Below are 11308 nucleotides of genomic sequence, written 5' to 3' on the forward strand. Positions count from 1 at the left end.
TGGGAGGTCAGGCCGCGACCGGCTGGTCGGCGGCGAGCGCGGGGCGGAGGGTGAACCGGGCGTTCGCCCAGACCAGGTAGAGGGCGGGAGTGGCCGAGACGCCGAGGGCGAGCGCGGGCGAGGCGGTGAAGAGGTACGCCTGGAACGCGAGCACCAGCAGCGAGACCACCGACAGGTGCCAGCGGCGGGCGGCGAGGAACACCGCCGCCTTCACGGCCTGCCGGAGCGTCGATCCACTCGCCTCCGCGAGGGCGACGAGCGCCACCGGCACGCAGCCGACCACGAGCAGGGCGATGACCGCGAGGAACGGGATGACGACCACGCCGATCTGGGTCGGCGCGAGGAACCGCACGTCGACGAGCACCAGCACGACGACCGCGGTGGCGGCGGTCAGCAGCCGTACGGGGCGGCGCCAGCTCGCGCGCCACGCCCGCCAGAACGTCCGCACGACCGCGGTCTCGCCGCGCGAGTGCGCCGCGAAGACCGCGGCGGCGCCCATCAGGGCCGGCGCGCAGAGCGGCAGCGCCACCGCGAGCAGCGGCCAGGAGAGCACCGGATCCGTCGTCACCAGCAGCAGTACGAGCGGCAGGCAGGCGACCAGGAGCAGCACGTTCGTCACCAGGATCAGGTAGGCGACGCCGAAGAGCGAGGCGTAGAGGCCGTTCGGAATGCGGCGCACGATCAGCCCTTCAGTCCGCTGGTCGCGATGCCCTCGACGAAGTACTTCTGGCCGAGGAGGAAGATCACGGCGATCGGGACCACCGAGATCACGAGGCCGGCGAACAGCAGCGCGTAGTTGGCGTCGTAGAGGGTGCTGACGAAGCTCTGCAGTCCCAGCTGGATCGTCCAGAGGTCCGGGTTCCGCAGGTAGATCAGCGGTCCGAGGTAGTCGTTCCAGGTGGCGACGAAGGTGAGCAGCGTGAGGCTCGCGATCGCGGGGATCGAGAGCGGCACCATGATCCGCGCCCAGATGCCGTACTCGCTCAGGCCGTCGATCCGCGCGGCCTCGGAGAGCTCCTCCGGGATCGTCTCGTAGAACTGCTTCATCAGGAACACGCCGAAGGCGCCGAAGGCCTGGATCAGGATGATCGCCCAGAGGGTGTTCGAGACCTTGAGGTTCGACAGCAGGATGAACTGCGGGATCATGTACGACTGCCACGGCACCGCGATCGTGCCGATGTAGACCAGGAACAGCACGTCGCGACCGGGGAAGCGCATCCGCGAGAAGCCGTAGGCCGCGAACGAGCCGGTCAGCACCTGCAGCACCGTGACGACGACCGCGAGCAGCAGTGTGTTGCGGATCCAGGTGAGCATGCCGGACTGGGTCCAGATCTGGACGTAGTTGCTCCAGACCCAGGTCTCCGGGAACCACTTCACCGGCACCGAGAAGACCTCGTTCGGCGTCTTCACCGAGCTCGTGATCATCCAGAAGAACGGCAGCAGCAGCGCCGCCGCGGCGATGATCATCACCGCGTAGCCGAGGACGCGGCCCGCCCTGCGCGCCGGGGAGCGGCCGGCCTCCTTGCGGCGCGGCGGCAGCGGCTCGTTCACGCCGACGACGGTGGGAGCGCCGTCGGGGATGAGAAGTCCGGTCATCGGGACTCGCTCCTTCGGTTGAGGAAGAACTGGGCCAGCGTCACGAGGATGCAGAGCAGGAAGAGCACGACCGAGACCGCCGACGCGTAGCCGAACTGGTTCTCCTGGAAGCCCTTCTGGTAGATGAACTGCGAGAGCACGAGGGTCGCCTGGCCCGGGCCGCCCTGCGTCATCACGAGGATCAGGTCGAAGATCTTGAACGAGTTGATGGTGAGCATCACCGTCACGAAGAAGGTGGTCGGCCGCAGGCACGGGATCGTCACGTTGACGAAGCGCTGCCAGACCGAGGCGCCGTCGACGCGGGCGGCCTCGTGCAGCTCGCGCGGCACGGTCTGCAGCCCGGCGAGGAACAGGATCATGTAGTAGCCCATGTCCCGCCAGGTGCTGATGATCACGACCGCGGGCATCGCCCACGCGGACGAGGTCAGCCAGCCGGGCGGGTCGGAGATGCCGATCAGGCCGAGCAGCTGGTTGATCGGGCCGTACTCCGGGCTGAAGAGCAGGTTCCAGACCACGGCGATCGCGACGATCGAGGTGATGTAGGGGAAGAACGCGGCCGTGCGGAAGAACGCGACGCCGCGGAGCTTGTTGTTGAGCAGCAGCGCGAGCCCGAGCGAGACGACGAGTGTCAGCGGGATGTGCAGCGCGGCGTAGTAGAGCGTGTTCAGCAGCGCGATGCGGAAGCTCGCGTCGCCGATCAGGCGCTGGAAGTTCGCGATGCCGACCCAGTTCGCCTGACCGAAGACGTTCCAGTCGGTCATCGACATGTAGAAGAGGGTGATCACCGGCACGAGCGTGAGCGCGGCGAAGCCCAGGAAGTTCGGGAGGATGAAGGTCCAGCCGATCAGCATGTTCCGGACGGCGTACGCGGAGCGTCGTCGTCGGGGCGGCAGGGGCGACGGCGTCGGCGGAGTCGACGGGCCGGCGTCCGCGGCGGCGAGGGTCGTCATGAGACCTCCAGGGTCCGAGGGGGAAGAAGAGGGGGGCGGTGGCCGGCCCGTGCGGGGCCGGCCACCGCGGGGAGTCAGTTCGTGCCGACTTCGTTCTTCACGCGGTCCTCGGCGGTCTTCACGGCGTCGTCGAGGCTCGTCGAGCCCGACATGACGGCGGTGTGCAGGTCGAGGAGCACGTTCTGGACGGCGGCCGTCTTGGCCGAGGTCGGGTTCTCCGGCTTGGTGTCGTGCGACGACCAGGCGAACTTCGAGACCTCGTCGGTCGGCGCGCTGTCGACCGCGAAGTAGGTCTCGGCGACCGCGTCGCTGGTCAGGGCCGGGGTGATGCCGAGGGAGGCGACGACCTCCGCGCCCTCCTCGCTCGACGCGAACTCGAGGAACTCCTTGGCCGCGGCCTGCTTGCCCGAGTCGATGCCGGCGTTGATGCCGAAGCCGGTCGGGTCGCCGAAGGTAACGGGGGTCTGGTCCATGCCGGTCGTCGACTCGTCGAACTGCGGGATGGGGGCGAAGCCCCAGTCGAAGGTGTCCGAGTCGCCGGACGCCTGCTGGGCGATCAGCGACGCGACGAACCAGGTGCCCATCGGCATCATCGCGGCGTTCTGCTTGCCGAACTCGGCCTGGTAGGTCAGCTTGTTCGCGACGATCGTGTTGTACTCCGCCTGCGCACCCGCGTCCTGGAGCGCGAGGGCGCGCTCGTAGTAGGGCTCGAGGTAGCCGTAATCGGCGTCGAGGATGTCGATGTCCGGGGTCTGCGCGCTCGCGAAGCCCTGCACCGTCGACTGCCAGCTGTGCTCGTAGGTGCCGGCGGCGCTGCTGCCGGCCGCGGCGAGCGCGGTGGTCAGCTGCTCGGCGGTGGCCTCGTAGTCGTCCCAGGTCCAGGAGCCGTCGGGGTAGGCGACGCCGGCCTGGTCGAAGAGGGCCTTGTTGTAGAAGAGGACCCAGGAGTCCTGGCGGTAGGGCGCCGCCCACTGCTTGTCGTCGACCTGGTAGGCCTCCACGCCGCCGAGGTCGTCGGGGAGCTCGATGTCGGAGACGTCGAGGAGCTGGCCGCCGGCCTGGTAGGTGACGACGTTCTTGACGTTCTTCTGCGTGACGATGTCCGGACCGCTGCCGGCCGCGAGGTCCGCGGTCATCAGGGTGTCGTAGTTGGTCGCGTCGTACTCCTTGACCTCGATGGTGACGTCGGGGTCCTTCTCGTGGAACGCGTCGGCGAGCGCCTGGAACTCCGGCGTCGTGCTCAGGCTCCAGCCGGAGAGGCTGAGCGTGATCGGGCCGTCGGCCGCGGGGGCGTCACCGCCGCCTCCCGCCGAGCAGGCGGTGAGGGACAGGGCGGCGACCAGGGCCACTCCGGCTGCGGCGAATCTTCTCTTCATGCGTGCTGCTCCTTTGCATCTGCGTCCGGGACTCCACCTCGGGTCCTCGGGTACCGGAGCTGCCGAGCGGCGCGTCCGGAATCTGGGAGTCGGTGCTCGGTGACGAGGCCGTCGGGCCAGGTCGCCGTCACGGACAGGGCGTCGCCGTCGAGGGCGATATCGACGGCGGCGACGTCGACGGCGGCGGGGCCCGCGACGGGGGCCTCCGAGCCGGCTGCTTCGTCACCGGTGAGGCCGACCAGCGCGACGACGAGCGCGTCGACCTCCGCCGGGAGGGTGAGCGTCGGCACGCCGACCGCGGGGCCGAGCGGGCTCGCGCCGTCGCGGGCGACGACCTCGAGGGCGGCGCCAGGGGTGAGGGAGGTCAGGGTGCTCGTGAGGACCCCCGCGGTCGCCCGAGCCGTCGCGCCGTCCGCGGTCGCGTCGATCCGCTCGCCGGCGATCGCCCAGCCGCCGATGCGCAAGGCGACCTCCTCCGGCCGCACGCCCTCGGCGAGCTCGTCGATCCGGACGAGGCGCAGCTCCCACGGGCCGCGGACCAGCGAGTGCACGCTGATCCGGCCGGCGACGCGGACGGCGCCGCGCAGGCCCTCGCCGTGGCGGTGGCTGCTGCGCTCCGGAGTGATCCAGTGCGCGTCCCAGATCGAGCCGGCCACGCCGACCCGGCCGTCCGCGTCGAGGCGGACCTCGGTCAGCGTCATGCCGGTGCGGTGGGTCGCGTCGCCGTCGGCGTCGACCAGCGCGACGCTCTGCTCGAGCGCCTCCGCCCAGCCGCGCTCGTCGAGCAGCGGCGCGGTGGCGGTGGAGTAGCCCAGGCGGGCGTAGAGCGGGGAGTCGCCGGTCGTCGCACCGGGCAGCGCCTTGTCGGTGCCGTGGTTGACGACGCGGACGATGCCGTCGGCCTGCGTGCCCGAGACGATCCAGCCGGGCGAGACGATCGCGCGGAGGTCGTCGCCCTGCTCGATCGGCAGCGGCTCGGAGGCCGCGGACCAGACCGGGTGCTCGGCCGGGAGCAGGATGCCGAGCATGCCCTTGACCGCCCAGTACGGCGAGCCGGGGCCGGAGTAGGACTGCGCGAGCTCGCGCCACGGGTCGTGCCAGCCCATCGAGAGCAGGCCGTCCTCGCCGGGCGCGCCGTTCTCGGCGAAGTGCCCGACGATCGCGCTCGCGGCGCGGCGGAGCCGACCCGGGGAGTGCGAGGGGACCTCGGCGATCACGCCGGCCCAGAACGGCGCGGCGGCGGCGAAGCGGTAGATCAGGCTGCGGCCCTGCAGCAGCGGCGAGCCGTCGCCACCGACCAGCGCGAGGGCGTCGTCGAGATAGCGGTCGAGCCGGGCGACGTCGGCGGCGGCACGCGGGGCGGCCAGCTCGGCCGCGCCGGACATCCGCGCCCAGAGCACCGGGTACACGTGCAGGGCCCAGCCGACGTAGTGGTCGTAGGCGCGCTCCGCGCCGTCGGCCAGCCAGCCGTCCTCGCGGACGAAGGAGTCGTGCCGGGCGAGGTCCGCGGCGACGTCCTCCGCCGACCACGGGCCGCCGACCGAGCGGAGGAAGGTCTCGACGACCAGGCGGAACCAGACCCAGTTGGTCTGCGGGTAGCTGTCGTCGCCGACGACGGGGGCGAGGTAGTCGACGACGCGCTGCTGGGTCCGCTCGTCGAGGCGGTCCCAGATCCAGGGGCGCGTGAGGTCGAGCACCAGCGCGATCGACGCCGCCTCGACCTTGGCCTGCGCGTGCTCGTCGATCCGGACCCAGCGGTCCTCCGCGTCGGGGTCGACGCCGGTCTCGACGCCGCGGCGGTAGAAGTCGATCAGGTCGTCGACGCCCTCGCCGCGCGCTCCGGCGATGCGGAAGCCGGCGAGCAGGAAGGTGCGGGCGAAGCCCTCGAGGCCGTCGACCGCGCGGCCGTAGCCGCCCTCGGCGCCGGGGAGGGTGATCCGGCCGTGGCCGGCGCTGGCGTGGGGGGCCACCGCGGCGAGGAGCGCGTCCGCGACGGCGAGCCAGTGCTCGCGCGTCCAGTCGGCGCGGAGGTTCCCCTCGTCCACGGCGGTTCTCCTTTGAATCGTGATGTCCGCGCTCTCTCCCACGCTGACGTGAGCGGCACTGAACAGAACAGGACTATACATACGGAAATCGATCACCTCAAGAATTTGGTTGAAGCAAAATGATTGATTATGATCAGTTGCATGCCCCAGCACCCCGCCCCGGCACCGTCGCCGGGCGTGATCGAGTCCTTCCGCGGCCCGCTCGCGGCCGCGTTCTCGCCCGCCCGTCCGCTCTCGGCGCGCGGGGTCCTCCTCTCCCCCGAGCAGTCGCTGCCGGTGCCGACCGCCGCCGACCGGGACGCCTGGGCCGCGGCCGATGCTCCGACCCTCGCCGCGGTCGCCGAGCGCGCCGCCGCCGATCTGCTCGTGCCGTGGCCGCAGCCGCTCGCGAGCCAGGCCGTGCGCGTGCACCGCGACGGGAACCGGGACGGCTGGGAGCAGCGGGCGTTCGAGCGGCAGCGTCGGCTGAGCCGCGCGGTGCTGCTGGCCGCGAGCACGAGCGGCGGCACATCAGACGGCTCAGCAGACTTCTGGCTCGATCAGGTCGCCGACGGCGTGCAGCTGCTCTGCGAGCAGAGCTCCTGGTGCTGGCCGGCCCACGACGACGCGCTGCGCAGGCACGGCTCGGTGCTCGCCGACGTCGCCGACCCCTTCCTCGACCTCGGTGCGGGCGAGGTCGCCGGCCAGCTCGCCTGGCTCGACCACGTCCTCGGCGAGCGCCTCGACGACCGCTATCCGGGGCTGCGCCGCAGGATCCGCCGCGAGACCCGCGAGCGCGTGCTCGCCCCGTTCCTCGCCCGCGACGACTGGCACTGGCTGGGCCTGGACGGCGACGTGCACAACTGGAACCCCTGGATCACCGGCAACGTCCTGGTCGCCGCACTGCGCCTGCTCGACGCTCCGGGCGAGGAGGACGAGCGCGCCGCCGCCGTCACCCGCGCCGTCGCCGCCCTGGACCGCTACGTCGCCGTGCTCCCCGAGGACGGCGCGATCGACGAGGGCTACGCCTACTGGTGGAACGGTGCCTGCCGCGCCCTCGAGGCGCTCGACGTCCTCGCGCACGCGACCGGCGGCGCCTGGGACGCCTCGGCCGTGCCCGCCCTGCGCGCGACCGTCGCCTTCCCGCACCGCTCGCACCTCGGCGGAGACTGGTACGTCGCGCACGCCGACGGCCAGGCGCTGCAGTCGCGCGACCAGCCCTGGCACGCGGTGCACCGGGCCGGCCGCCGGGTCGGCGACGCCGCCGCGATGGCGCACGCCGCCGCGCAGCGCTCCCCCGGCGAGCCCGCCGCCTCCGAGAAGGAGGGACTCGGCCGCCTGCTGCGCGGAGCGACGGACCCGCTCTGGACCTCCGCCCCCGCGGCGCTCCCGCCACTCCCCCGCGAGGTCTGGCTCGAGTCCGTCCAGGTGCTCCTCGCCCGCACGAGCGAGGGATCGCCAGAGGGCCTGACCCTCGTCGCCAAGGGCGGCCACAACGCCGAGCACCACAACCACAACGACGTCGGCGCGTTCCAGGTGGCGAGCGACGGCGTTCCGGTCGTCGTCGACGCCGGCCGCCCCACCTACACCGCCGCCACCTTCGGCCCGGAGCGCTACGGCATCTGGACCATGCGCAGCGAGTGGCACAACCTGCCCGTCGTCCGCGGGCTCGGGCAGCCGCCCGGGCGGGAGGCGGCCGCGGCGGACGTCTCGGTCGCGCTGAGCGACGCGTCCGCCGCGTTCTCCGCGGAGCTCGCCGCCGCCTACCCCGGGACGGGCCTGCGCTCCTGGCGCCGCACCGTCTCCCTCGACCGCCCGTCCGCAAGGGTCGTCCTCGAGGACCGCTGGGACCTCGCCCCGTGGGACGATCAGGACGATGAGCCCGGCACCGCGATCCGACTGCTCCTCGCGGGAGACGTCGTGACCGAGCGCGGAGCCGCCCGGGTCCGCCCGCTCGGCGGCGCTCGGCCGCTCCGGATCGCCTGGGATCCGTCCTGCGAGCACCGCACCGTCGTCCGGGAGCTGGACGATCCGATGCTCACGAGCGTCTGGGGCGAGCGGCTGACGCTGCTGGAGATCGACGCCACGGCGCGCAGGGAGCTGCGGATCGCGATAGACCTGGACCCACCGATCGGAGAGCAACGATGAGCGACCAGACCCAGTCCCCTCCCCTCGCCGCCGAGCGACGGGCGCACATCCTCGCGGCCCTCGGCGTCGACGGCGCCGTCCGCATCTCCCAGCTGACCGAGGCGCTCGGCGTGGCGACGGTCACGCTCCGCCGCGACCTGGTGCAGATGGAGCGCGAGGGCCTGCTGAGCCGCGTGCACGGCGGCGCGGTCGTCCTCTCCGGCTCGGCCGGTCACACGGCGCCCGCCCCGGAGCCGGAGGAGGTCAAGCTCGGCTCGATCGCCGTCCTGGTCCCCTCGCTCAACTACTACTGGCCCGGCGTGCTGCACGCGATGGAGGCGACCGGCCGCAGCCTCGGCTACGACGTCGTCCTGCGCGGCGCCTCCTACGAGCTGCAGGACGAGCGCCCGGTGCTCGAGCGCCTGCTGCGCTCCGGCGACGTGCGCGGGCTGATCGTCGCCCCCAACACCGACACGGAGCACTCGGGCGACGTCCTCCGCTGGCTCGCCGACTGCGGCGTCCCGTCGGTCCTGGTCGAGCGCGACGCGGTCCTCGAGCCCGAGGGCACGCCCGCCGAGTCGGTCACCACCGACCACGCGCTCGGCGCCGTGCTCGCCGCCCGGCACCTCGCCGAGCTCGGCCACCGCAAGGTCGGCCTGATCCTGTCGCGGAACTCGCCCACTTCGCGCAAGATCGCCGCGGGCTGGCTCTCCGCCTGCGAATCGCTCGGCCTCACCCCCGCCGACCACTTCGAGGAGACGCTGCCCGACCGCGGCAGCGCCGACTTCTCCGAGGTGGTCAACGCGGCCCTGGAGACGGCCCTCGAGACCGGCGTCACCGCGCTGCTCGTCCACTCCGACCCGGAGGCGATGGCCTTCGTCGACCTCGCGCTCAACCGCGGCATCTCGGTGCCCGGCGACCTCTCGGTGATCGCCTACGACGACGAGGTCGCGCAGCTGTTCACCCCCGCGCTGACCGCGGTGAGCCCGCCGCGCGCCGGCGTCGGCGAGGCCGCCGTGCGCCTGCTCGTGCAGGGGATCGAGGACCCGGAGCGGCCGGTGCACCGCGTGCAGCTCAACCCGAGCCTGATCGTCCGCGCCTCGACGGCGGCCCCCGGCCGGCCGGCGGACGGGCAGCCGGACGGCGCGCGGTGATCGATCGCCACGAGCACTCGCCGTGGGCGTTCTGGGCCGAGGCCTCGCCGGAGCAGCGGTCCCGCCAGCTCGACCTGCAGCGCGAGCTGCTCGCCGCGCATGCCGGCTGGAGCCTCGGCGCCGACTGCTTCGTCGCGGAGTCGGCCGCGGTCGACCCCGAGCGCCTCGTGCTGGGCGACCGCTCCTACCTCGCGGCGGGCGCGTACCTGACGGGCGACGTCGAGATCGGCGCCGACTGCTCGCTCAACCCCTACACGGTGGTGCGCGGGAGCGTCGTCCTCGGCTCGGCCGTGCGGGTCGGCGCGCACACGTCGATCCTCGGCTTCAACCACTCGATGGAGCCCGGCACCGAGGTGTTCCGCCAGCCGCTGAGCTCGCGCGGCATCCGCATCGGCGACGACGTCTGGATCGGCTCGCACGTCGTCGTGCTCGACGGGGTGACGGTGGGCGACCACGCGGTGCTCGCCGCCGGCGCGGTCGTGACGAAGGACGTGGCGGCCGGTGCGGTCGTCGGCGGCAACCCCGCGCGACGGCTGCGCTGGCGGGTGCCGCCCGTCGCCGCCGAGGTCTCGGACGCCGCGCGGCTGGCGGACCGCGCGCGCGAGGAGATCGAGGGGATCCTGCGCGGGGCGCTCGTCGACGGCGGGCCGGCGCCTCAGGACGGACCTGCACTCCACGACGGACCTGCACTCCACGACGGGCCCGCCTTCCGCGACCGGCCGGGCGCCGCCCCATCAGACCGCGCGCTCGGCGACGCGGTCGAGCTCGCCGACCTCCTGCTCGGCTCGCCTCCTCCCGGCGTCGATCCCGCCGCGGTCGTCGCGCGGCTCCGCGGGCTGCCGGTCCCGGGGGCCGACCTGTGGACCGATCCGGAGGCCGCGTACCGCGTGCTGAGCGCGGGCTACGCGCTCGACCTGCTCGGGTCGGAGTTCGCCGGGCCGCTGACCGCCGTGACCGAGGAGACCCCCGAGGGCCTCGTCGCGCGGCTCGACGGGCTGCGCTGGCGCGACGATCCGTGGAACGCCGGCCACCACGTCGATGCGCTCGGCACCGCGCTGCACTGGACGCGCCGCCGCGGCGATCCCGTCCCGGTCGGCCTCGAGGAGGCGCTCTACGGCTGGCTGCTCACCCGCGCCGATCCCCGCAGCGGCATGTGGGGCGAGGCCTCGGCCGACCGCGGACTGCTCCTGCTCGTGAACGGCTCCTACCGCGCGACCCGCGGCACCTTCGTGCAGGACGGCCGCCCGCTCCCCTACCCCGACGCCGTCCGCGACACCGTTCTCCGGCACGCCCGCGACGACCGCTGGTTCCGGCCCGAGCGCGTCGACGCCTGCGCCGCCCTCGACCTCGTCCACCCGCTCTGGCTCACCCGCGGCAGCACCTACCGCGCCGCCGAGGTCGAGCCGCTGGCGAGGACCCTGCTCGCGGACGTCCTCGGCCGGTGGCGCCCCGGCCGCGGCTTCGCCTTCCGCCTGCACGCCGCCGACGCCGGCCTCCAGGGCACCGAGATGTGGCTCGCCGTCCTCTGGTACCTCGCCGACCTCCTCGGCGCCTCCGACGCCCTCGGCTACCGCCCCCGCGGCGTCCACCGCCCGGAGCCGGCCCCGCCCCGCCCCATGCTGATCGAGTAGCCCGCGCAGCGGGCGTATCGAGATCCCCCACCCCCAGTACGCCGGGTCTCGATACGCCGCCTCCGGCGCCTCCTCGACCAGCATGTGTCGGCCCGCGAGTGGACTCGAATCGGGGCCCGACACAGGGCCAGACCCCGATACGCGTCCCCTCGCGCGCCTCACCGCCTCCGACTGGACGCGCACCGGGGCCTGCTCGGGGCGCGAGGCCCCTCACGGGTCCGTTCGAGGAATCATGCCGATCGCGCAGCCCGCGGAGCGGACCCCATTCATGCTGATCGAGTAGCCCGCGCAGCGGGCGTATCGAGATCCACCAGCGTCAGAAGACGAGTCTGCAGACCGCCCTGCTGACGACGCCGGGTCTCCTAGGAAAACATGGTGACCTCAGGCCGCGGCTCGTGGTGTGAGTTGGACGTCGTAGCCGAGGGATTTCAGCTGGTTGAGGGCCTTGTT

Annotated in this window: 8 protein-coding genes; 3 read left to right on the forward strand and 5 right to left on the reverse strand. The window is 73.0% G+C overall.

What is annotated here, in order from left to right; genetic code table 11:
* Positions 1-7 precede the first annotated feature (7 nt).
* The 5 genes from EDF43_RS03785 to EDF43_RS03805 all read right to left on the reverse strand — a co-directional run bounded on the left by EDF43_RS03785 (position 8) and on the right by EDF43_RS03805 (position 5967).
* A complete protein-coding gene (locus EDF43_RS03785) occupies positions 8-679 on the reverse strand; it encodes a ferredoxin-NADPH reductase (RefSeq protein WP_132435610.1) in 672 nt (223 codons plus the stop codon).
* 2 nt (positions 680-681) lie between these two features.
* Entirely contained in the window at positions 682-1596 is a 915-nt protein-coding gene (locus tag EDF43_RS03790; protein ID WP_132435612.1) for a carbohydrate ABC transporter permease, read from the reverse strand.
* Positions 1593-2546, reverse strand: a complete 954-nt coding sequence (locus tag EDF43_RS03795; RefSeq protein ID WP_132435614.1) for a sugar ABC transporter permease — start codon at positions 2544-2546, stop codon at positions 1593-1595. Before EDF43_RS03795 ends, EDF43_RS03790 begins: the two co-directional genes overlap by 4 nt.
* Positions 2547-2620: 74 nt before the next feature.
* Positions 2621-3922: an extracellular solute-binding protein gene (locus tag EDF43_RS03800; RefSeq protein ID WP_132435616.1), complete on the reverse strand. Its 1302-nt coding sequence runs from the start codon at positions 3920-3922 to the stop codon at positions 2621-2623.
* Positions 3919-5967 carry a DUF2264 domain-containing protein gene (locus EDF43_RS03805; protein ID WP_243646217.1) on the reverse strand — a complete coding sequence of 683 codons (2049 nt, stop codon included), beginning with the start codon at positions 5965-5967 and terminating at the stop codon, positions 3919-3921. The genes EDF43_RS03800 and EDF43_RS03805 overlap by 4 nt, the downstream gene beginning before the upstream one ends.
* Positions 5968-6108: 141 nt before the next feature.
* Between EDF43_RS03805 and EDF43_RS03810 the strand changes: the two genes are divergently transcribed.
* Genes EDF43_RS03810 through EDF43_RS22480 form a run of 3 tightly spaced genes read left to right on the forward strand, consistent with a single transcriptional unit; the run spans position 6109 to position 10858 of the window.
* On the forward strand, positions 6109-8094 hold the full coding sequence (locus EDF43_RS03810) for a heparinase II/III family protein (RefSeq protein ID WP_132435619.1): 1986 nt from the start codon (positions 6109-6111) through the stop codon (positions 8092-8094).
* Entirely contained in the window at positions 8091-9227 is a 1137-nt protein-coding gene (locus EDF43_RS03815) for a substrate-binding domain-containing protein (protein WP_132435621.1), read from the forward strand. The genes EDF43_RS03810 and EDF43_RS03815 overlap by 4 nt, the downstream gene beginning before the upstream one ends.
* A complete protein-coding gene (locus EDF43_RS22480; protein ID WP_132435623.1) occupies positions 9224-10858 on the forward strand; it encodes an acyltransferase in 1635 nt (544 codons plus the stop codon). Before EDF43_RS03815 ends, EDF43_RS22480 begins: the two co-directional genes overlap by 4 nt.
* Positions 10859-11308: the final 450 nt, after the last annotated feature.

The organism is Rathayibacter sp. PhB179 (genome assembly GCF_004345345.1).
Classification (GTDB): domain Bacteria; phylum Actinomycetota; class Actinomycetes; order Actinomycetales; family Microbacteriaceae; genus Rathayibacter; species Rathayibacter festucae.

Bases quoted from the DNA above. Each gene is read 5' to 3' on its own strand.
- EDF43_RS03795 (WP_132435614.1), bottom strand. From the start codon at position 2,546: ATGACGACCCTCGCCGCCGCGGACGCCGGCCCGTCGACTCCGCCGACG.
- EDF43_RS03800 (WP_132435616.1), bottom strand. From the start codon at position 3,922: ATGAAGAGAAGATTCGCCGCAGCCGGAGTGGCCCTGGTCGCCGCCCTG.
- EDF43_RS03810 (WP_132435619.1), top strand. From the start codon at position 6,109: ATGCCCCAGCACCCCGCCCCGGCACCGTCGCCGGGCGTGATCGAGTCC.
- EDF43_RS03815 (WP_132435621.1), top strand. From the start codon at position 8,091: ATGAGCGACCAGACCCAGTCCCCTCCCCTCGCCGCCGAGCGACGGGCG.
- EDF43_RS03790 (WP_132435612.1), bottom strand. From the start codon at position 1,596: ATGACCGGACTTCTCATCCCCGACGGCGCTCCCACCGTCGTCGGCGTG.